20 protein-coding genes are annotated in these 20,163 nt (G+C 58.2%); 12 read left to right on the forward strand and 8 right to left on the reverse strand.

Annotated features, from left to right (window positions below):
- Positions 1 to 84: 84 nt before the first annotated feature.
- The 5 genes from ltrA (AEP_RS04865) to AEP_RS04885 all read right to left on the reverse strand — a co-directional run bounded on the left by ltrA (AEP_RS04865) (position 85) and on the right by AEP_RS04885 (position 5,757).
- The gene (gene ltrA, locus AEP_RS04865) at positions 85 to 1,341 is read right to left on the reverse strand and encodes a group II intron reverse transcriptase/maturase (RefSeq protein ID WP_335583050.1); all 1,257 of its coding nucleotides are present in this window, start codon (positions 1,339 to 1,341) and stop codon (positions 85 to 87) included.
- Positions 1,342 to 1,986: 645 nt separating this feature from the next.
- Entirely contained in the window at positions 1,987 to 3,243 is a 1,257-nt protein-coding gene (gene ltrA, locus AEP_RS04870) for a group II intron reverse transcriptase/maturase (RefSeq protein WP_335583050.1), read from the reverse strand.
- A 623-nt stretch (positions 3,244 to 3,866) separates the two neighbouring features.
- Complete coding sequence (locus tag AEP_RS04875; protein ID WP_157673050.1) at positions 3,867 to 4,355, reverse strand: hypothetical protein; 489 nt, start codon at positions 4,353 to 4,355, stop codon at positions 3,867 to 3,869.
- 53 nt (positions 4,356 to 4,408) lie between these two features.
- The gene (locus tag AEP_RS04880) at positions 4,409 to 5,047 is read right to left on the reverse strand and encodes a 3-oxoacid CoA-transferase subunit B (RefSeq protein ID WP_087494343.1); all 639 of its coding nucleotides are present in this window, start codon (positions 5,045 to 5,047) and stop codon (positions 4,409 to 4,411) included.
- 2 nt (positions 5,048 to 5,049) lie between these two features.
- Positions 5,050 to 5,757 (reverse strand): CoA transferase subunit A, encoded by a 708-nt coding sequence (locus AEP_RS04885; RefSeq protein ID WP_087494344.1) that lies wholly within the window; start codon positions 5,755 to 5,757, stop codon positions 5,050 to 5,052.
- Between the two features lie 100 nt (positions 5,758 to 5,857).
- On the opposite strand from AEP_RS04885, the gene AEP_RS04890 reads away from it, so the two are divergent.
- The 5 genes from AEP_RS04890 to AEP_RS21265 all read left to right on the forward strand — a co-directional run bounded on the left by AEP_RS04890 (position 5,858) and on the right by AEP_RS21265 (position 11,870).
- The gene (locus AEP_RS04890; RefSeq protein WP_087494345.1) at positions 5,858 to 6,412 is read left to right on the forward strand and encodes a PAS and helix-turn-helix domain-containing protein; all 555 of its coding nucleotides are present in this window, start codon (positions 5,858 to 5,860) and stop codon (positions 6,410 to 6,412) included.
- A gap of 193 nt (positions 6,413 to 6,605) precedes the next feature.
- A complete protein-coding gene (locus tag AEP_RS21260; protein WP_087494346.1) occupies positions 6,606 to 8,204 on the forward strand; it encodes a methyl-accepting chemotaxis protein in 1,599 nt (532 codons plus the stop codon).
- Between the two features lie 423 nt (positions 8,205 to 8,627).
- On the forward strand, positions 8,628 to 9,596 hold the full coding sequence (locus tag AEP_RS04900) for a helix-turn-helix domain-containing protein (protein ID WP_087494347.1): 969 nt from the start codon (positions 8,628 to 8,630) through the stop codon (positions 9,594 to 9,596).
- Complete coding sequence (locus AEP_RS04905) at positions 9,560 to 10,195, forward strand: hypothetical protein (RefSeq protein ID WP_157673051.1); 636 nt, start codon at positions 9,560 to 9,562, stop codon at positions 10,193 to 10,195. The genes AEP_RS04900 and AEP_RS04905 overlap by 37 nt, the downstream gene beginning before the upstream one ends.
- A 73-nt stretch (positions 10,196 to 10,268) precedes the next feature.
- Complete coding sequence (locus AEP_RS21265; protein ID WP_087494349.1) at positions 10,269 to 11,870, forward strand: methyl-accepting chemotaxis protein; 1,602 nt, start codon at positions 10,269 to 10,271, stop codon at positions 11,868 to 11,870.
- A gap of 1 nt (position 11,871) precedes the next feature.
- Here the strand turns inward: AEP_RS21265 and AEP_RS04915 are convergent, their stop codons facing one another.
- Both AEP_RS04915 and AEP_RS04920 read right to left on the reverse strand, forming a co-directional pair.
- On the reverse strand, positions 11,872 to 12,348 hold the full coding sequence (locus AEP_RS04915; RefSeq protein ID WP_157673052.1) for a hypothetical protein: 477 nt from the start codon (positions 12,346 to 12,348) through the stop codon (positions 11,872 to 11,874).
- Positions 12,349 to 12,380: 32 nt separating this feature from the next.
- Positions 12,381 to 13,166, reverse strand: a complete 786-nt coding sequence (locus AEP_RS04920) for a substrate-binding periplasmic protein (RefSeq protein WP_087494351.1) — start codon at positions 13,164 to 13,166, stop codon at positions 12,381 to 12,383.
- A gap of 69 nt (positions 13,167 to 13,235) precedes the next feature.
- Here AEP_RS04920 and AEP_RS04925 point away from each other — a divergent pair, with 69 nt between their 5' ends.
- On the forward strand, positions 13,236 to 13,502 hold the full coding sequence (locus tag AEP_RS04925) for a hypothetical protein (RefSeq protein ID WP_087494352.1): 267 nt from the start codon (positions 13,236 to 13,238) through the stop codon (positions 13,500 to 13,502).
- Here the strand turns inward: AEP_RS04925 and AEP_RS04930 are convergent.
- On the reverse strand, positions 13,499 to 14,305 hold the full coding sequence (locus AEP_RS04930) for an IclR family transcriptional regulator domain-containing protein (RefSeq protein WP_087494353.1): 807 nt from the start codon (positions 14,303 to 14,305) through the stop codon (positions 13,499 to 13,501). The genes AEP_RS04925 and AEP_RS04930 overlap by 4 nt on opposite strands.
- A 221-nt stretch (positions 14,306 to 14,526) precedes the next feature.
- Here AEP_RS04930 and AEP_RS04935 point away from each other — a divergent pair, with 221 nt between their 5' ends.
- From AEP_RS04935 to AEP_RS04960, 6 genes are all read left to right on the forward strand, one after another.
- On the forward strand, positions 14,527 to 15,726 hold the full coding sequence (locus AEP_RS04935) for an ABC transporter substrate-binding protein (RefSeq protein ID WP_087494354.1): 1,200 nt from the start codon (positions 14,527 to 14,529) through the stop codon (positions 15,724 to 15,726).
- A gap of 119 nt (positions 15,727 to 15,845) precedes the next feature.
- Positions 15,846 to 16,721: a branched-chain amino acid ABC transporter permease gene (locus AEP_RS04940; protein ID WP_087494355.1), complete on the forward strand. Its 876-nt coding sequence runs from the start codon at positions 15,846 to 15,848 to the stop codon at positions 16,719 to 16,721.
- A gap of 19 nt (positions 16,722 to 16,740) precedes the next feature.
- Complete coding sequence (locus tag AEP_RS04945) at positions 16,741 to 17,724, forward strand: branched-chain amino acid ABC transporter permease (RefSeq protein ID WP_087494356.1); 984 nt, start codon at positions 16,741 to 16,743, stop codon at positions 17,722 to 17,724.
- A complete protein-coding gene (locus AEP_RS04950; RefSeq protein WP_087494357.1) occupies positions 17,724 to 18,482 on the forward strand; it encodes an ABC transporter ATP-binding protein in 759 nt (252 codons plus the stop codon). Before AEP_RS04945 ends, AEP_RS04950 begins: the two co-directional genes overlap by 1 nt.
- 3 nt (positions 18,483 to 18,485) lie before the next feature.
- Positions 18,486 to 19,238: an ABC transporter ATP-binding protein gene (locus tag AEP_RS04955; protein WP_087494358.1), complete on the forward strand. Its 753-nt coding sequence runs from the start codon at positions 18,486 to 18,488 to the stop codon at positions 19,236 to 19,238.
- Between the two features lie 38 nt (positions 19,239 to 19,276).
- Complete coding sequence (locus AEP_RS04960) at positions 19,277 to 20,161, forward strand: 4-hydroxyphenylpyruvate dioxygenase (RefSeq protein ID WP_087494359.1); 885 nt, start codon at positions 19,277 to 19,279, stop codon at positions 20,159 to 20,161.
- Positions 20,162 to 20,163 lie beyond the last annotated feature (2 nt).

Raw genomic sequence — 20,163 nt, forward strand, 5'->3', positions numbered from 1 at the left:
AGCAACAGTCAGAATCGAGTAGGGTGAGGGGTTACCCCCTCAGCCCTCTCACACCACCGTACGTGCGGTTCCGCATACGGCGGTTCAAGTAGGACGCTGGAGGTGCTGGTGGGTTGCCACCAGCGAGACCAGCCCGAGTTGCGTGAAGTATTTCGTCGGGAGAGCTTGGCGCAGGTGTTTGGCACCGGCGTTCCACCATGGACCATGGCCATTGACGCTGGACTTCCATGCCCGCTGGGCATCGAGCCCGAGTGCGAGCATTTTGGATTCCCGCGTCTTTGTCCTTTTCCATTGCCTCCACATCAGGGCGCGTAGCCGTCTACGTACCCACATATCCAGTGCTTCGATGGGCTTGTGGCTCTGGGTCAGGCTGAAGTAGTTCATCCATCCCCGTAAAACCGGATTTAGCTTTTCGATGGTCTGGGGCAGTGGCCTGCCCCGTCCCTGTGCACAGTATGTGCGCACGGCGTGCATCAGGCGTTGCGTGCTTTCCTTGGCTATTCGGATTTTGCTGGCTCGTTGTGCTGTCACGCTGTATCCCAGAAACTTGCGTTTCCATGGCCGCTCAACCGCACTTTTGGTCTCGTTCACAGTGAGCTTGAGCCGGTTTGCAAGAAACCTCTTTATGCCCTCCATGATGCGTTGGCCCGCCCGCTGACTGCTCACGTAGATGTTGCAGTCATCCGCATACCTGCAAAACAGCAGCTTGCGTGCCTCTAGCTCCCGGTCTAAATCAGTCAACAGGATGTTGGACAGTAGTGGTGACAGGGGGCCGCCTTGCGGTGTACCCTCGTACCGTGGTGTCTCTACCCCGTTGGCCATCATCCCGGCCTCCAGAAACCTGCGTATCAGGCTCAGGACGGTTTTGTCCTGTACCTGGCGTGCCACCCGCGCCATCAGCACGTCGTGGTTGACACGGTCGAAGAATTTCTCCAGGTCCATGTCCACCACCCAGCGCTTGCCGCCACGGATGTACTCTGCCGCTTTGCTTACCGCCTGCTTCGCACTTTTCCCCGGTCTGAAGCCGTAGCTGCTTTGCGAGAAGGTAGGTTCAAACAGGGGTTGCATCGCCTGATGTAGCGCCTGCTGAATCAGCCTGTCCACCACCGTGGGCACTCCGAGCGTGCGTACCCCGCCTTGCGGCTTGGGTATGTCCACCCGACGTACCGCTTGGGGGCGGTAGGTTCCATCCAGTAACGACTTCTTTACTTGCGACCAGTTCACTTTGAGCCACGTCTTGAGGTCTTCACAGCGCATTCCGTCAATGCCGGGTGCGCCGCGATTCTTCATGACTCGGCTGTAAGCGAGCTGCATGTTGTCGCGATCCACGACTCGGCTCATGAGCCGGTCTCTCTCCGATTTCGGTTGCTCGACGTACGCCGTACCCACCTCAGCACCCACGTGCGCACTCCCCAGATTCCGTCCGGTTCCTTCGCTGTGGGCCCCTCTTGCGAGGGCTTCTGCTTCATCGATTGGCATCGAGTGACTTCGTTCCTACTCTCGTTTCCACTTGTTCGGGCCTTCGGTGCCGCCTCTTGTGGCTCATCACCTTGGGTTGCACCTACTATGCCCTCTGCTGACTTCTGAGCGAGCCTCCCGTCACCTTTCGATGGCCGGTAGCCCTTACGGGCACCACACTCAGATCTCTCCGGGTATTACGCACCCACTTTCACGCTTATGTCCGTCGGATCTACGCCACAGAGTTCCGTGCAAGTTTTGGGCTTCAGAGATTTCGGACTCCTTACCCCCCTGTGGCGCCTCATATCCGCTTCCTGTTCGTCGAACCAGCGCTTTGCCATCCGGCTTCCTTCAGACTCGCAGTCGCCCGCGAAGCCCTTGCCATTGGCTAACCCTTCCCCTTGCAGGGCGAGTAGAGGTCTTTCACCTCCTAGTGAGAGCGTCCTGCCGGACGCACATCGAGTAGGGTGAGGGGTTACCCCCTCAGCCCTCTCACACCACCGTACGTGCGGTTCCGCATACGGCGGTTCAAGTAGGACGCTGGAGGTGCTGGTGGGTTGCCACCAGCGAGACCAGCCCGAGTTGCGTGAAGTATTTCGTCGGGAGAGCTTGGCGCAGGTGTTTGGCACCGGCGTTCCACCATGGACCATGGCCATTGACGCTGGACTTCCATGCCCGCTGGGCATCGAGCCCGAGTGCGAGCATTTTGGATTCCCGCGTCTTTGTCCTTTTCCATTGCCTCCACATCAGGGCGCGTAGCCGTCTACGTACCCACATATCCAGTGCTTCGATGGGCTTGTGGCTCTGGGTCAGGCTGAAGTAGTTCATCCATCCCCGTAAAACCGGATTTAGCTTTTCGATGGTCTGGGGCAGTGGCCTGCCCCGTCCCTGTGCACAGTATGTGCGCACGGCGTGCATCAGGCGTTGCGTGCTTTCCTTGGCTATTCGGATTTTGCTGGCTCGTTGTGCTGTCACGCTGTATCCCAGAAACTTGCGTTTCCATGGCCGCTCAACCGCACTTTTGGTCTCGTTCACAGTGAGCTTGAGCCGGTTTGCAAGAAACCTCTTTATGCCCTCCATGATGCGTTGGCCCGCCCGCTGACTGCTCACGTAGATGTTGCAGTCATCCGCATACCTGCAAAACAGCAGCTTGCGTGCCTCTAGCTCCCGGTCTAAATCAGTCAACAGGATGTTGGACAGTAGTGGTGACAGGGGGCCGCCTTGCGGTGTACCCTCGTACCGTGGTGTCTCTACCCCGTTGGCCATCATCCCGGCCTCCAGAAACCTGCGTATCAGGCTCAGGACGGTTTTGTCCTGTACCTGGCGTGCCACCCGCGCCATCAGCACGTCGTGGTTGACACGGTCGAAGAATTTCTCCAGGTCCATGTCCACCACCCAGCGCTTGCCGCCACGGATGTACTCTGCCGCTTTGCTTACCGCCTGCTTCGCACTTTTCCCCGGTCTGAAGCCGTAGCTGCTTTGCGAGAAGGTAGGTTCAAACAGGGGTTGCATCGCCTGATGTAGCGCCTGCTGAATCAGCCTGTCCACCACCGTGGGCACTCCGAGCGTGCGTACCCCGCCTTGCGGCTTGGGTATGTCCACCCGACGTACCGCTTGGGGGCGGTAGGTTCCATCCAGTAACGACTTCTTTACTTGCGACCAGTTCACTTTGAGCCACGTCTTGAGGTCTTCACAGCGCATTCCGTCAATGCCGGGTGCGCCGCGATTCTTCATGACTCGGCTGTAAGCGAGCTGCATGTTGTCGCGATCCACGACTCGGCTCATGAGCCGGTCTCTCTCCGATTTCGGTTGCTCGACGTACGCCGTACCCACCTCAGCACCCACGTGCGCACTCCCCAGATTCCGTCCGGTTCCTTCGCTGTGGGCCCCTCTTGCGAGGGCTTCTGCTTCATCGATTGGCATCGAGTGACTTCGTTCCTACTCTCGTTTCCACTTGTTCGGGCCTTCGGTGCCGCCTCTTGTGGCTCATCACCTTGGGTTGCACCTACTATGCCCTCTGCTGACTTCTGAGCGAGCCTCCCGTCACCTTTCGATGGCCGGTAGCCCTTACGGGCACCACACTCAGATCTCTCCGGGTATTACGCACCCACTTTCACGCTTATGTCCGTCGGATCTACGCCACAGAGTTCCGTGCAAGTTTTGGGCTTCAGAGATTTCGGACTCCTTACCCCCCTGTGGCGCCTCATATCCGCTTCCTGTTCGTCGAACCAGCGCTTTGCCATCCGGCTTCCTTCAGACTCGCAGTCGCCCGCGAAGCCCTTGCCATTGGCTAACCCTTCCCCTTGCAGGGCGAGTAGAGGTCTTTCACCTCCTAGTGAGAGCGTCCTGCCGGACGCACCGAAAAAAAAACGGGGCCGAGGCCCCGTTTTTTTGCTGTAGCAATCTGATCAGCTCAGCTCAGGCCCTTGCGGGTTGCTGGCGCGCGCATTGCGGTTTACGCCGTTGTTCACCGACCATGGAATGGAAGGTGCCCGGTCCAAAGGCGCAACCTTGGTCAACAGGGCCTGCCAGAAGAAGCCGCTTTGGATAGCGATCACGGCAAACAACATGTAGCTCTGCGAGCTGGAGGCCAGCCAAAGGTTGTACACCGGCATGAACACAAACGGAGACACCAGCAAAGGCAAACCAATGCGCAATGCCTGCATGGACTCCAGCCCCTTGCCCAGGTTGAACAAATCCCAGTAGTAGTTGGTAAACATGCCCATCACCATCCAGCAGCCCAAATGCCACGCATAGACAATGGCGTGGTTGCGCACCAGGAGCGCAATCCAGGGTTGGGAGGTTTCATCCGCATTCACGATGAGAACCATGAAAGCCCCCGTGGTCGCGAAGACCACGAAGTAGATGAACATCAGAAATTTAAGCGCTCTGGACATGTTTTCCCCGGGGTTTGACACTGCGCAGCATCTTACCCGCTAGAACCCCCGGCTTAGAGCAGGGTAACACCCGTTTTAGACTGCACAGCCTCGCGGGTGACGCCGGGAGCCAACTCCACCAGCTTCAGCCCTTCAGGGGTGATGTCCATGACAGCCAGGTCCGTGATGATGCGGTCCACTACACCCACGCCGGTCAAGGGCAAGGTGCAGCTGGGCAGGATCTTCAGGTCCTCGGTGCCATCTTTCTTCTTGGCCACGTGCTCCATGAGCACGATCACACGCTTCACGCCGGCGACCAAGTCCATCGCGCCGCCCATGCCCTTGACCATCTTGCCGGGAATCATCCAGTTCGCGAGATCGCCCTTTTCGCTCACTTGCATGGCGCCCAAAATGGACAGATTGATCTTGCCGCCGCGGATCATGGCAAAGCTCTGGTCCGAACCGAAGATGCTGCTGCCCTTGATGGTGGTTACCGTTTGTTTACCGGCATTGATCAGGTCAGCGTCCACCTCGTCTTCGGTCGGAAACGGGCCTATGCCCAGCATGCCGTTTTCGCTCTGCAGCCACACCTCTTTGTCTGCTGGCACATGGTTGGCCACCAAGGTAGGAATGCCGATACCGAGGTTCACATAAAACCCGTCTTCCAACTCATGGGCCGCACGGGCAGCCATTTGGTCTTGATTCCAGCTCATGTTCAGACTCCTGCTTTCTCTGTGATCGTGCGTTTTTCAATCCGCTTCTCGGGCGAAGCATTCAGGACGATGCGGTGCACGTAAATGCCCGGCAGATGCACATGGTCCGGGGCGATAGCGCCGGTCTCCACAATCTCTTCGACCTCTACCACGCAAACTTTGCCTGCCATAGCGACGGCGGGGTTGAAGTTGCGCGCGGTGAAGCGGAACTGCAGGTTGCCAGACTTGTCGGCACGATGGGCTTTGACCAGCGACACATCCGGCACCAAGGAGCGTTCCATCACATAGGTTTCGCCATCAAACTCACGCAGCTCTTTGCCCTCTGCCACCATGGTGCCCACACCGGTCTTGGTAAAGAAAGCGGGAATGCCCGCACCACCGGCGCGCAGCTTCTCAGCCAAGGTACCTTGGGGGGTGAATTCCAACTCCAGCTCGCCGGCCAGGTACTGGCGCTCGAATTCCTTGTTCTCACCCACGTAGCTGGAAATCATTTTCTTGATCTGGCGGGTCTCCAGCAGTTTGCCCAGACCAAAACCGTCCACACCAGCGTTGTTGGAAATGGCGGTCAGGTTCTTGGCGCCGCTGTCGCGCAGGGCGTCAATCAAAGCCTCCGGAATGCCGCACAGGCCGAAACCTCCCACGCCCAGTAACTGGCCGTCCTGAATGATGCCTTCAAGCGCCGCGGCGGCGCTGGGGTAAATCTTGTTCACTGCGCGTATCTCCTATATGGATAGAAACAACATGGCCGCTACGATACTACGTAACCGCATACGTAGTTCTCCGTAAAGCCTTTCCCTCACTGCAAACCGCATGGATATTGACTACCGCCAAGCCTTTGACCTCGCGCCCGTCGGGCTGGCGCTGTCCCGCAACCGCACCATGATCGATTGCAACCAGCAACTCTGCGACATGTTCGGCGCCGGTAAAGACCAGTTGGTCGGCCAGTCCTTCCAGGTGCTGTACCCCAGCGCGGACGAATTCGAGCGCCTCGGCGCGCGCATGGCCCCTTTGCTGAATCGCAATGGAACCTACGCAGATGACCGGATCATGAAACGGCTGGACGGCCGCTTCAAGGGCGAAACCTTCTGGTGCCACGTGAGCGGCAGGGCCCTGAACCCCAGCGCCCCGCACGAGGCCGGCATCTGGACTTTCGAGGACCTGAGCGCCCTGCGTCCGGTGCGCGCGGAACTCACCCCCCGGGAGCGGGAAGTTGCGGCCTACCTCATGCAGGGTCAGACCTCCAAGCAGATCGGCAAAACGCTGGAGATCAGCCACCGCACCGTGGAAATCTACCGCGCACGACTGATGCGCAAGTACAAGGCTTCAACCACGGCAGACCTGGTGCACAAGCTCATGTCCGGCTAAAAACCTGAAAATTCCCTAAATTCGTATCGAAATGGTGCATTTTTCATATCGATGCACCAAAATGCAGCGCACAAGCAGCTCATAGACCACCAAGGCGGAGCTGTGCACCTATTGCTAACGGGAGGCGGCGACCGGCGGATATCCGTTGGATCATCGGGCATGCTGCTCCTTTGTTTGTAGGGAGAACGTGCATATGAAAGCCTGGAAAATTGCGACCCGCCTTCAGTGGATCATCGGCATCCTGGGATGCCTGCTACTTGGCATCGGGGGCCTCGGCCTCCAGGGCCTGGCTGCATCCAATGATTCACTGAAAACCGTCTATGAAGATCGCGTCATTGCACTGGGCCAACTAGGCGAAGTCTCGCGGCTATTGCAACGCAACCGCATCGTCCTCATGGACAGTGTGATGAACCCCGAGGCTGTGCACACGACCGGCCAGATTGCCGAGTTCGACCGCAACACCTCACACATCGGCACAACCTGGCAGGCGTACGAGGCGACCTACCTGACCCCGGAAGAAACTGCGTTGGCCAAAGAGTTTTCAGCGCTCTATCGTTCATTGTTGGACCAGGCCTTACGCCCCATGCGCAACGCCCTTGCCGACCGGGACCATGGCAAGGCACTCATGGTCTACAACGACCAAGTGGTCCGCCAGATGGCCCCTGTCATGGAAAAAATTGAGCAGCTCAACGGAATCCAGTACGCGGTTTCGAAACAGGAATACGAATCCGGTGTGGCCTACTTCGCTTGGATACGAGTAGTCTGCCTGACGGCTATCTTGGGTGGTCTGCTGATTGCCATAGCGCTGGGTTATTTCATGATCCGGACGCTCCACCGGCAACTCGGTGGTGAGCCCGCAGAGGTCCTGTCCATCACCAATGCCGTGGCACAGGGTGACTTGACAACCCGCATCACAGTGCCCGCCCACGCCCCGGATAGCGTGATGGCCGGCATGGCCCGTATGCAGGACGCCTTGCAAATGATGGTCGGGACGGTGCGGGAGGGCTCGGAGAGCGTTGCAAGCGGCAGCACACAAATCGCAAGTGGCAGCGGCGACCTGTCGTCGCGCACAGAGAGACAGGCCAGCGCCCTGGAGCAAACCGCCGCCTCCATGGAGCAGCTCAGTGCCACCGTACGACAGAACGCAGACAGCGCCCGCGAGGCTTACCGTCTGGCGCATGTTGCTTCCGGCATCGCGCGCAAAGGTGGCGAGGTGGTGGCGCAAGTCGTGCAGACCATGCAAGGCATAGACCAGTCGTCGAAGCGCATTGCAGACATCATCGGTGTCATTGACGGCATCGCTTTCCAGACCAATATCCTGGCCCTCAATGCAGCTGTGGAGGCGGCCCGCGCAGGGGAACAAGGTCGCGGCTTTGCCGTGGTGGCCAGTGAAGTACGCTCGCTTGCAGGACGCAGCGCCGAAGCTGCCAAGGAAATCAAGGGCTTGATTTCAACCAGTGTGGACAGGGTATGCACCGGCAGCGACCAGGCGCAACAAGCTGGAACCACCATGCATGACGTGGTGCAGGCCATACAACAGGTAGCCGATCTGATGGACTCCATCAGTGCAGCCAGCTCGGAACAGGCCTCCGGGGTGTCCCAGATTGGAGAGGCCGTCGTTCATATGGACCAAACCACCCAGCAAAACGCTGCCTTGGTAGAAGAAATGTCTGCAGCAGCGGCCAGTCTGCGGGCACGCGCCCAGGAACTGGTCCAAAGCGTCGCAGCATTCCGCATTCATAAGGGCACCTTCAAGGCAAGACTGATGGTCGAAGACGCACACATGCTTTAAGACTGGAGTAGGAACCCACGCGCTGTCCAGTGCGCAGAAAGCACTTGTTCGTCCTGCGGGCTGGCAGTGACGTGCCTCAGGAACTACTTTTAAGCGCCCCGTCCGGTTAACGAAAAATTGGACGCGGCGATGCACTGGGTCCAATGCAGTCCAGAGCATTAGGGCACGCGCTTTGCCCCTCACCGAGGCCTAGGTTCGGTACCAGGAACTACCGGATCCCGCTACCGGCCAGAAAGAAGTGCACTCATTCGTACACGGTTACAAAAAGTTTCACTTTTTGAAAGGGTTTGCATAGATTGTCAAATTGACATTCATGCGCAACCTTGACCGTATGGGGGCTCAAATCCTAAGCTCCCTTAGTTCGTTCGATTGACTTAGTAATTCACACAACCCCATGGCGAAGTCATTTGTCGTTGATGACGCATGGACGCTTTCATAGGCACCGATACAAAAAAATATATGGAGACCCATTCAAACCGTAGCTCCAGAAACTTTGCCATCGAGCTGGGCCTGGCCGATCGTGGTTGGTTCATGTACAGCCCCGGCTTGGAAGACGCAGTTTGTGAATTGAACAAGACCAAGGTGTCCGATATGGAGATCACTGAGGTCCGGATCGGTCCGTCGATAGGGAGATTTGACCCCCAGGCGTCTTGCGAGTCATTTATTGCCATCAGCTACTTCGCCGAAGGTATGGACACTCTGGAGACGCCTATGGGACGACTGCATATCGCGTCAGGGGACTGCGTGATCTGGCACAGCGGCAGTCCCTGCGTATTCAACGTGCAAGAACCCATCCGCATGTTGAATATCTCTTTCAAAGAAAAGCACCTTAGGAACCAAATCATCAACATTCCTGAAGTGGCTGGTATGCATTTCAAACCGGGGGACCCGTTTGGAAAGATGCTCGGAGGCTTTCTGGAAGGCTTGCTGGCGGAATGGCGGGGATTCTCAGACGCTGACCTCGTGCTGGCACTCCTTGCGGCCCGCAACCTGATGGTCAAAGCTATTTTGAAAAGGAAAAGTGAGCAACTCCAGGATCCTGACGCCGGCAAGCTGCAACGTGCCATGCGCCTGATCGACCAGCGCCTCTATGACCCTGAGCTAAAGCCACAAGATTTGGCAGACGCCATGCACATGTCTTTGCGCAGTCTTTACTTGATCTTCTCAAAATCAAATCTCACTGTCGTCGGATACATACGCGACCGGCGGCTTGACGATTGCCGGCACGTGCTCGCAGGGCAGCGTTCCGATCTGAACATGAATCAGCTGGCTCTGAGCCGGGGATTCAATGATCTTTCCACCTTCAGCCGGGCATTCAAAAGAAAGTTTGGAATGTCTCCGATTGAATACAGAAAGTGGCTATCGCAAACCTTGAACAGCCCCAATCCATAGCCATGCACACATGGACCCTAATCACCTTCGTCGCCTTTGCGACGACAGCAATCTATCTGCTGGCACTGGGCACCGATTGGTTGCTTGAAAAAAGATTCAGAAAAGTACTCTTTCTGATGCGCAGAAAAGAGAACTTTGAGCGCCACGCCTGCCACATCCATGAATGCATTCTGACCTTCCAGTTTCTCGAAAACCTTCTTTTGATGCACACCACTGCGGGAGTGCGAAGAAACATTGAAATCGAGGTCAACCAGCGGTGGGACTCCATTGCCAATGTGATCCGAAGTTTCCACTCTGACCCTGTGCTACAGGACCTGTGCGTTAGCTTGGTGGAGTACAAAAAGCAGCAGCAGGAAGTCTTTCTCCATGCGTTCTCCAGCGATTCCGGATGCGTTACCCAAGCCCAAGCGCATTCGGTCAGCACAGATGCCCACAAAGTTATCAATCTACTGGCAGTCGCTGGCAGGCAAAAAACGCACGAAACTTTTCATGCCGTCTGTATGCAGTTTTCGCCGCTCTATTGGCCCTTGGCCTGCATTCCTCTGGTGGTGATCACCTATCTGGGAGTCGAGCTACTCAAGAGCTACCAGATTACCTGAGGCGAAGTCCACCACCTGGTGGGAACCCCTTCGCCGCTCGACTGGCCCCTCCTCATTTCAATCGAGATTACTCATGAAGACTGCTTCCGTTCGTACAATGCTGGGTGGTGCTTTCGCGCTGCTACTTGTTATCTCCATCGCCATTTCAGGCTTTGCGCTAAGCGCACTGGCAAATGCCAATATGCGCTTCGAGGAGTACATCCAGGGAGTCCATGCACGAGCGAATCTGGCAGCACAGGTTCGTCAAGACATCGACAAACGTGCCATCGCAGCGCGCAATCTTGTCCTGGTCACCACACCGGAAGATATGGAGATTGAGAAAGCCATCGTGAGCACGGCCCATCGCGACGTAGCATTGCATTTGGAGAAGCTCAAGGAACTTTCCAGAGACTCCAATGGTGAGGACAAACGGCTGATATCGGAAATGGATCGGGTCGAGCAGGCCTATGGACCGGTGGCGCTGAACATTGTTGAGCTCGCTCTGGCCAAAAAGAACGATGAGGCCATTGCGAAAATGAACAAAGACTGCCGCCCCCTGCTGGCCGCCCTGGTCAAGGTATCGGACGCCTATGCCAAGCAAGCAGCGCAGCAAGCATTCGAACAAGTTCAGCAGGCTGAAAACGCTTACTCCAATCAACGCAATGCACTTCTCCTTGCCTGTGGACTTGCCTCGCTTTTTGCAATGGTCGCTGGCACACTGATTACCCGGCACTTGATCAAATCGTTGGGCGCTGAGCCCCACGATTTGGGTGCGCTGGCAAACCGGGTTGCCGATGGTGACCTGGCCTCAACGGTGGCGCTGAACCCGGGTGACTCGTCAAGCGTCGTAGCTTCCATGGCCAGAATGCAGTCGTCATTGCGTCAAGTGGTGGCATCCGTAAGAGAGAACTCCGAACAGGTCTCAACGGCTTCGACACAAATAGCCCAAGGCAATCAGGATCTGAGCACCCGTACGGAAAACCAGGCCAGCGCGTTGGAAGAAACCGCTGCCTCCATGGAAGAGCTCAATTCCACGGTTCGCAAAAACGCAGAAGCCGCCCTTCAAGCCAATGCACTTGCCATCAACGCAAGCGACATCGCGGCAAAAGGTGGGACCATCGTCAATCAAGTCGTGGGCACCATGAAGGGCATCAATGAATCCTCCAGAAAAATCAGCGACATCATTGGCGTCATCGATGGGATTGCTTTTCAAACCAATATCCTCGCGCTCAACGCCGCGGTAGAGGCCGCTCGTGCGGGGGAACACGGGCGAGGCTTTGCGGTGGTCGCTTCCGAAGTTCGGAGTCTGGCGGGCAGGTCGGCCAACGCCGCCAAAGAGATCAAGGCGTTGATCGACGCCAGTGTGGAACGCGTCGAATCAGGAACCGCACTGGTGGACGAGGCCGGCGTCATCATGTCGGACGTAGTGGCGTCCATCCAACGTGTCACCACTCTGATGGGGGAAATCAGTACCGCCAGTGCAGAACAAAGTACCGGCGTTGCCCATGTAGCCGAGGCGGTCAACCACATGGAAAAAGCAACCCAACAGAACGCCGCATTGGTTGAAGAAATGGCCGCCGCTGCGAGCAGCTTGAAGGCCCAGGCCTATGATCTTGTGAACGTCGTTTCCAGGTTCAAGCTCGGTGACGGCCACACCCACAGGCACGTCACCCCGATGAAAGCGCTGCCTCGCTAATTCAGTGTGACGAGGGCGGTGCTTCAGCACTGGTTGGAAGTAACCGCGCAAGCAACTCCGCCCTCTCCATCTCCAACACCTCCATCCGTTGTTCGGCCAGCCCCAGCTGCAACAAAGCCGCCTGAAGCTCGGCTTCCAACCGATGCACTTCAGCGGCTAGCGTGTCTGCAGCCGCAGTGACCTTTTCTCGGGTGGCATCACGGGTGACAGACAGACCTGCAGTGACGCTATCGAGCCACGCAAGAATCTGGACCCGGGTGGTGTCTTTATGCAGCGGCGTCTGTAGAGTAGCTTTTTTGACATCCGCCCGACGACACAACTCACTTTGGGTCACTCTGCCGTGGTTGAAGGGGTACACGCCCTGGTGGTTTGCTATATCGGCCTCAATCTCTGCCATTGCCTTGCGTAGGCGCGCCAATGCTGCTTCGGTACGCGGATTAGCTTTATCAGTGCTCGGAAGAAAGGTGGACGAAGTCATGAAAATACAAAACGGCAGTAAACACGCTGAGCTTACTTCGCCTTCAGGCTTTCGCCGGGGCTATAGCTGATGATGTCTCTTAACATTTTGTCCACTTCGCCATTGCGCCGTACCTCCGTTAAAGCCTTGGCTAATCGGACCGCGCAAGGTGTGTCCCTCATACTGGGGGACACCCACAGCTTGACCTTACGTTGCTCAAGAACAATAGGTGAAGCAAATGTTTCAAACCTTAGACTGGCGGAACCCATCGCTGAAATGAAGTTCTCGCGCACACCAATGGCTGCATCCAAGCGGCCTTTGGACAGCATTTCCAATTGGTTGATGGGGCTGGTAACGGGGATTTTCTTTATCCGCGGGTCGCGATCAAAAGCTTCGTGGTAAGTCGGGCCCCGCAGCACTCCGACAGTTTTGCCGACCAGGTCGTCCAAGCTGCGCAGCTTGCTGCCATTGGGAAGCCACACTTCTATTTGCAGTCGGGTTACTTCACCCACCTCCACCGCACCCGCGTTCAAGTCCGCGCGATCCAGCATGATGGTCGCCTGCGCTACGTTGCGAGTGACTTCTGTCACTGCACGGGGAATGGGTGTCAAACGTTGCTCCAACGGGCAGGCACTCAGGTCAGACAAGCGTTTGAAAAGGCTCACATACACACCCACCGGTTGCCCCTCTGGCCCTATATGCCCCCAAGGCGCGATGTCGATGACATCTGCCAACATAGGTTTGCCTGACCCTTCCGGTTTGACACGATCCTGAGCAGATGCAAGGGCCGACAGACCCAGCAACACAGCGGTCAGCCAAGGGAGCCTTCGTTGGTTCATGAAGTCATATTACCCACCAGAACGCTCCTGGAGTGAAGCTAGACTTCACTGCATCAATAAAGGCACACCATGACCACCCGATTCACCCCAGCCCCTTTTGAAACCGACGCGTGGACCGCCCTGAAGCAACTGGGAGACACCGCAGTGTCCACCGGGGGCATGCAGGCCTTGCTGCAAATGTTCATCAGCGTGGTCACTTCCGCCGAGGAAGTAGCGCGGGTTAGCGAGGAGGCCGGCCACCCGGAGTCCATGACCACCCAGGTCATTTCGGAGTGGGTCAGCACCCAGTACGTGCCGGACATGCAGGCCCAGCTGCAGACGCCCGGCGCGGCTTAAATCAGGTTGCGCATGGCGCGAGCGGTTTCTTGCAATACCGGCAGGACACGGCGCACCGCATCATCCGTACTCTCGTTACCCATGGGCATGGTGACGTTGAGCGCGCCCATCAAGGCCCCATGGCGGTCAATCAAAGGCACTGCCACGCCGCGGTAGTTCATTTCGAGTTGCTGCTCTGAGACAGCCCAGCCCTGCTGCCGTATGCGGGCCAGCTCCACGCGCATGCGATCTTTGCTGGCAATGGTGTGCGAGGTGTAGGCCTTGAACTGCCGGGTTTGCAACCAGTCCTCCAACCAAGCCGGGTCGCGCATCGCAAGAATCAGCATGCCCGCAGACGTCACCTGCGCCTGTACCCGGGAACCCAACACATAGCCGGTACTCATGGGGCGGTTGCTGCCGTTGCGGGCGATGTAGACGATCTCATCCCCGTCAAGCACGCTCACATACGCTATCTCCTGAGTACCCGCAGTCACCCTCTGCAAGAAGGGTTGCACCACTCGGGGCAAACGGGCCGACTCCAGGTAGGACTGACCGATACGCAGCACCCGCGGCGTCAGCCAGAACAACTTGCCGTCGCTCGCGACATAGCCCAGGTACTGCAAGGTCAGCAGATAGCGCCGGGCGGCGGTGCGGGTCATGCCACAGCGCTCGCCGGCCTGGCTGGCCGTCATGCGTTGGTGGGCGTCATCGAAGGCCTCAATCAGGCCCAAGCCTTTTTCCAGACCGGCAATCCAATCCTTTTTGTCCAGGGCGGGGGCGTCAATCCCCACTACAGGCGGGCGCAGGGCAAGTTCGGTAGTCATGGGCGCTGATTCTGGAGGTCTGAAAAACGGTGTCAGCCTAGTGCTTACCCGTAAAATGAACGATTATCGATCTTTTGAGTACGACAAACGCTCAATCTGGCGATTCTTCGCTTTCATTCACACAAGCGAATAGCTAAAGTCCGCTTCGAACCGCACCATTCGTACGACTAGCGAACAGACGGTCTACCCCCACCCGAACGCCATAACAGGAGACAGACACCATGCAAAAACGGAACACTCTCAAATTGATAGCTGCCTGCGCAATGCTAATGGGCGCTAGCAGCGCTTTCAGCCAAGAAGTGATCAAGATCGCCAATATCGTCGAGCTGTCTGGTGGTGGCGCATCCGCCGGCACCAACTTCAAAAATGGTGTGGAACTGGCCGTGAAAGAAATCAACGCCTCCGGCGGCATCCTGGGCAAGAAGATCCAGACCATCACCTCTGACACCCAGTCCAACCCAGGTGTGGCCAAGGGCCTGACCCAGAAGGCAGTGGACGATGACGTGTTCGCCATCTTCGGCCCCGTGTTCTCCGGCTCCATCATGGTGTCCATGGCCGAAAGCCGCAAAGCGGAGATCCCCAACTTCACCGGCGGCGAGGCAGCCAGCATCACCACCCAAGGCAACCCCTACATCTTCCGCACCAGCTTCACCCAAGCGACTGCCATGCCCAAAGTGGCCCGCTACATGAGCGATCAGGCCAAGCTCAAGAACATCGCCATCATTTACGTGAACAACGATTTTGGCAAAGGCGGCCTGGACATGATTAAAAAGGCGCTGGCCAACTCCAGCACCAAGATCGCAGCCGAAATCTCGACCGATGCGGGCCAGGTGGACTTCTCTGCCGCAGTGCTCAAGGCCAAGCAGAGCAATGCCGACGGCGTGTTTGTGTACACCAACGAAGAAGAGTCCGCCCGTGCCCTGCGCGAACTGCGCAAGCAAGGCTGGAACAAGCCCATCGTCGGTGAAACCACCCTCACCGGCCAGAAGGTCATTGAGCTGGCCGGCGAAGCCGCCAACGGCGCCGTCGCTCACGTGGGCCTGACGGTGGATGCCCCCATCCCCGCCGTGCGTGCCTTCCGCGCCAAGTTCGAACGGGAGTACAAATACATCTCCGACCACAACGGCATGAAGGGCTACTCCGGCATCTACACCCTGAAGGCCGCGATTGAGAAAGTCGGCAAGCTGGACCGCAAGGCCGTAGCCAACGCGCTGCACAGCCTGGTGGTGACCACCGACAAGGAGCCCGGCATCCTGATGAACGTGGCCTTTGACCAGAACGGCGATCTGGACCGCGAAAGCTTTTTGGTGGAGGTGAAAAACGGCCAGCAAGTGGTGGTGGCGACCCTGCCCCCGCTGAACCCCATCGTCGTGAACAAACCCGCAGCCGCTGCCAAGCCCGCTGCACCGGCCAAGAAGTAATGGCCTGAAGCCCCCTGCTCGCTCTGGCACAGACACCCGAGCGGACCAGGCGGGCTTTCTCTTCAGGGGGCTGGCGAACCACCAGTTCCCCGGCTGGCACCGCGCCCCAAGGACTCCGAATGACCGACTTTCTCCAACTCTTCTTCAGTGGAATGGCCACCGGCGCCATCTACTCGCTGGCAGCCCTCGGCTTTACGCTTTTGTGGCAGGCCAGCGGCACCATCAACTTCGCCCAGGGCGAGTTCGTGATGCTGCCCGCTTTCATGATGCTGGGCTTCATGAGCATAGGCGCACCCCTGGCGGTGAGCTTCGCCATGACGGTCGTGTTGGCCGTGTTGCTGCTGGGCTGGGTGTTCAAACGCGGCTTGGTCGACCCCTTGTTCAAGTTCGGCATGATGCCCATCGTGGTGGCCACCATCGGCCTGTCCATTGCCATGCGCAACGGGCTGCGCGCCGGCTACAGCGCCGAAGCCCACCCTTTCCCCAGCCTGTTTGCAGACAAGCTCTTCAACATCGCCGGTGTGACCATTACCTTGGCGGATGTGGGTACCTTTGCGGTAGCGCTGATCCTCGTCTTTGTGGTGCAAGCTTTCATGACCAAGACGGTCACCGGCCGGGCCATGCAGGCGGTGGCGCAAAACACCGAAAGCGCTTCGGTTCTGGGCATCAACGTACCCCGCATGATTTTTTACGCCTTTGCCATCAATGCCGTGCTGGCTGTCGCGGCCGCGCTCTTAGTCACGCCCACCTACCTTGCCAAGTTCGACATGGGTGAGTCCCTGGGCAACAAGGCTTTCTTCGCAGCCATCATCGGCGGCTTCAACAACTCACGGGGCGCGCTGTTGGGCGGGCTCATCGTCGGCGTGTGCGAGAACCTGGCCGCCGCCTACATCTCCCCCGCGTACAAAGATGCGGTGGCACTCGTGATCTTTATGGTGGTGATTTTGTTCAAGCCGCAAGGGCTCTTGGGCAAAAAAGTGGAACGCAAAGTCTGAGTACCACCGGAACACCCTCATGAAAAAAATTACTCTCATTTTGATAGCAGCTTGCGCAATACTGCTGCTCGCTGCACCGCCTTTTCTTAAAAACTACGGCGTGTACCTGCTCTCTTACTGGCTGGTGTTTGTCATCGCCACCATGGGCCTGAACCTCACCGTCGGTTACGCGGGCCAGAAGTCACTGGGGCATGCGGCTTTCTTCGGCATAGGCGCCTACACCGTGGCCATTCTGATGAAAGCGGGCTTCAGCTTCTGGCTGGGCTTGCCTGCTGCCGCGCTGATTTGCTTTATTGTGGGCATCGCACTGGGCTTTCCGGCATTGCGGGTGCAGACGATTTACCTCGCCTTTGCCACGCTGGGCTTTAACACGGCCGTCTGGCTGGTGATGCGCAATGAAGAGTGGCTGACCGGCGGCACCTTTGGCATCAACAACATCGCCCGACCTTCTCTTTTCGGCTATTCCCTGGAAGGCAACCTCGCGTACTACTACTTTGTGCTGGGCACCGCCGTCGTTCTGGGTGCCCTGCAATGGGGCCTGCTGCGCAGCCCCTGGGGCAAGGCATTTACCGCGTTGCGGGACAACCCCATACGCGCCGAAAGCCTGGGTATCAACACCCGCAGCTACACGCTGCTGAGCTTTGCCATTGGCGCCGTCTATGCGGGCATTGCCGGTGCGCTGTTTGCTTCGCTGGTGCAGTTCATCGAACCCGCGCCCTTCACGGTGGGCGCGTCCATCATGATGTACCTGATGGTGGTGGTCGGTGGTCCCGGCTACTTCCTGGGCCCGCTGCTGGGTTCTGCCGTCGGCGTCATCCTGCCCGAATGGCTGCGCTTTGCGCAGGCCTGGTACCTCTTTGTGTTCGGCTCTGCGGTGGTGTTGCTGATGATCTGGTTGCCGGATGGACTGCTGAGCATTCCCGACCGCATCAAGGCCAAACGCCAGGCCCGTGAAGCCAGCGCCGCCCGTGCCGCTGCCGCCCAACAACAGGGAGCCCGATGATGAGCCAACCCGTGCTTAAAGTTACCAACATCAAAAAGGCCTACGGCGCCATTCAGGCCGTCGGCGGTGTGTCCTTCGAAGTCATGCCTGGAGAAATCTTCGGCGTGATCGGGCCCAACGGCTCGGGCAAGACCACCCTGTTCAACAGCATGCTGGGCCAGATCACGCCGGATGAAGGCAAGATCGAACTCAACGGCCAGGACGTTACCCACGCCGGTCCGCTGGAACTTAACCGCCGCGGTGTGGGCCGCACCTTCCAGACCTTGCAGGTCTTCGGCAAGATGACCGTGCGCGACAACCTGATCGTCGCCGCGCAGGAGCACCAAGGCTCCATGCTCAGCCGCATGTTCGCCCCGTCCGACTCCGGATTGGGCGCCAAGGCCGATGCGCTGATCGACCAGTTCCGCATCCGCCATGTGGCCGACAAAAAGGCGGGCGAACTGTCCTACGGCCAGCAAAAGCTGGTGGACATTGCCATGGCCTTCATGAGCGAGCCCGATCTGGTGCTGCTGGACGAACCTTGCGCCGGCGTGAACCCCAGCCTGGTCGGTGGCATCAGCACTCTACTGAAAGAGCTCAACCAGAACCCGAAGTTCGGCAAGAAGAGCTCTTTTGTAGTGATCGAGCACAACATGGACTTTGTGATGGACCTGTGCCACCGCATCATGGTGATGGTGGAGGGCCAGGTGCTGGCCATCGGCACCCCCGAAGAAATCCGCAACAACAAACAAGTCCTTGACGCTTACCTCGGGAGCTGACGCATGACCACAGACAACTGCATTGAATTCAAAGACGTGGTGGCCGGCTACAAGGATTTCATGATCCTGAACAACCTGTCCTTCAAGGCCAAGCGCGGCACCATCACCCTGTTACTCGGGCCCAACGGCGCAGGCAAATCCACGGTACTCAAAGCACTGTTTGGTTTGCTCAAACCACGCCAGGGCGACATCCTGCTCGACGGCGTGAGCGTGGCGGGCGCAAGCCAAAAGCAACTGCTCGCCCAAGGCATTGCCTTTGTGCCCCAGGGCCGCAACCTGTTCGGTCAGCTCAGCGTGTTTGAGAACCTGGAGCTGGGTGGTATCACCTTGGGCATGAAGACGACCCAAGAGCGCATTCCGGAAGTGTTTGAGTTCTTTCCCCGCGTGAGCCAGCGCCTACATTCACCGGCTTCCGCACTCTCAGGCGGGGAGCAAAAGCAGCTGGAAATCGGCCGCGCCCTGCTCTTGCGCCCCAAGGTCATTTTGATTGACGAGCCCTCTATCGGCCTTTCGCCCATGGTGGTGGCAGACGTGTTCAAGCTCTTGCGCAAGCTCGCCGACCAGGGCACCACGGTGCTGATGGTGGAGCAAAACGTGAAAAGTGCACTCAAGATTTCAGACGAAGCCATTGCCCTCGAATCCGGTCGTCTGGTGCTGCAAAAGCCGGCATCAGAGTTGCTGGCGGACCCGCATATTGAGCGCCTGTTTCTGGGTGGGGCACACACCGGCGCGGCCACCAGCCCCGCGACTGCTTGAGCCCATTTGTATTTCTTTTTTGACGACCGGGAGATCCCATGGCCAACACCCCACGCCCCAGCGGCGCAGACCGCGAACACATTGACGAAGGCCCCAACCCCTTGGGTCTGGAAGGCATTGAGTTCATCGAGTACGCCACCTCCAAGCCACAGGCGCTGGGCCAGGTGCTGGAGGCCATGGGATTCCGCCCCATCGCCCGCCACCGCTCGCGCGAAGTGCTGCTCTACCGCCAAGGGGATATCAACGTCATCGTCAACGCCCACGGCCGGGGTGCTGCGCTGACTGAAAAGCCGGTGATCGCCGCTATCGCCCTGCGGGTGCAAGATGCGTCTGCCGCCTACAAGCGGGCACTGGCCCGCGGTGCCTGGGCCGTGCCAGTGCAAGTCGAAGTGATGGAGCTGCATATTCCCGCGGTGCATGGGGTGGGCAACAGCCGCATTTACTTTGTAGACCGGCACCGTGAGTTCTCGATTTACGACGTGGACTTCACACCCGTACCTGCAGTCGACAAGAACCCGCCGGCCATCACCGGCCTGCACTTCTTCGGTGTGGTGCAGTACATCGGCAATGACCGCAGCGATGACTGGACCGAGTTTTACAGCGCCCTCTTCGGCTTTACCGCCCTGGAGCCCGAGACCCGCTTCGGCATCCTGCCCAAGGGGCGCATTCTGCAAAGCCCGTGCAAAACCTTTTTCCTGCAACTCATTGAGCCCGAGCCCGGTGTGTTGGATGTGGAAGACGACGAGTGCTTCCAGCGCGTGGGCCTGGGCACACCGGATGTGCAAGCCACCGTGGCAGCCTTGCGCCAGCGCGGTGTGGACTTTGTGCCCAGCAAAGACCCGGCGCAAGACAGCAAGGGCGCGCTCACCCGCCCCACCATGGGCAATGCCATGTTTGAGCTGGTTCACCACACTCGGGGCTGAAC

Origin of the sequence: Curvibacter sp. AEP1-3 (assembly GCF_002163715.1) — a bacterium.
Classification (GTDB): Bacteria; Pseudomonadota; Gammaproteobacteria; order Burkholderiales; family Burkholderiaceae_C; genus Allorhodoferax.

Excerpts from the sequence above, each read along its gene's own strand:
- AEP_RS04925 (WP_087494352.1), top strand. The coding sequence starts at position 13,236 with ATGACCACCCGATTCACCCCAGCCCCTTTTGAAACCGACGCGTGGACC.
- AEP_RS21265 (WP_087494349.1), top strand. The coding sequence starts at position 10,269 with ATGAAGACTGCTTCCGTTCGTACAATGCTGGGTGGTGCTTTCGCGCTG.
- AEP_RS04930 (WP_087494353.1), bottom strand. The coding sequence starts at position 14,305 with ATGACTACCGAACTTGCCCTGCGCCCGCCTGTAGTGGGGATTGACGCC.
- AEP_RS04955 (WP_087494358.1), top strand. The coding sequence starts at position 18,486 with ATGACCACAGACAACTGCATTGAATTCAAAGACGTGGTGGCCGGCTAC.
- AEP_RS21260 (WP_087494346.1), top strand. The coding sequence starts at position 6,606 with ATGAAAGCCTGGAAAATTGCGACCCGCCTTCAGTGGATCATCGGCATC.
- ltrA (WP_335583050.1), bottom strand. The coding sequence starts at position 3,243 with ATGAGCCGAGTCGTGGATCGCGACAACATGCAGCTCGCTTACAGCCGA.
- AEP_RS04945 (WP_087494356.1), top strand. The coding sequence starts at position 16,741 with ATGAAAAAAATTACTCTCATTTTGATAGCAGCTTGCGCAATACTGCTG.
- ltrA (WP_335583050.1), bottom strand. The coding sequence starts at position 1,341 with ATGAGCCGAGTCGTGGATCGCGACAACATGCAGCTCGCTTACAGCCGA.
- AEP_RS04900 (WP_087494347.1), top strand. The coding sequence starts at position 8,628 with ATGGACGCTTTCATAGGCACCGATACAAAAAAATATATGGAGACCCAT.
- AEP_RS04935 (WP_087494354.1), top strand. The coding sequence starts at position 14,527 with ATGCAAAAACGGAACACTCTCAAATTGATAGCTGCCTGCGCAATGCTA.
- AEP_RS04880 (WP_087494343.1), bottom strand. The coding sequence starts at position 5,047 with ATGAGCTGGAATCAAGACCAAATGGCTGCCCGTGCGGCCCATGAGTTG.
- AEP_RS04940 (WP_087494355.1), top strand. The coding sequence starts at position 15,846 with ATGACCGACTTTCTCCAACTCTTCTTCAGTGGAATGGCCACCGGCGCC.
- AEP_RS04950 (WP_087494357.1), top strand. The coding sequence starts at position 17,724 with ATGAGCCAACCCGTGCTTAAAGTTACCAACATCAAAAAGGCCTACGGC.
- AEP_RS04915 (WP_157673052.1), bottom strand. The coding sequence starts at position 12,348 with ATGACTTCGTCCACCTTTCTTCCGAGCACTGATAAAGCTAATCCGCGT.
- AEP_RS04920 (WP_087494351.1), bottom strand. The coding sequence starts at position 13,166 with ATGAACCAACGAAGGCTCCCTTGGCTGACCGCTGTGTTGCTGGGTCTG.
- AEP_RS04960 (WP_087494359.1), top strand. The coding sequence starts at position 19,277 with ATGGCCAACACCCCACGCCCCAGCGGCGCAGACCGCGAACACATTGAC.
- AEP_RS04890 (WP_087494345.1), top strand. The coding sequence starts at position 5,858 with ATGGATATTGACTACCGCCAAGCCTTTGACCTCGCGCCCGTCGGGCTG.
- AEP_RS04875 (WP_157673050.1), bottom strand. The coding sequence starts at position 4,355 with ATGTCCAGAGCGCTTAAATTTCTGATGTTCATCTACTTCGTGGTCTTC.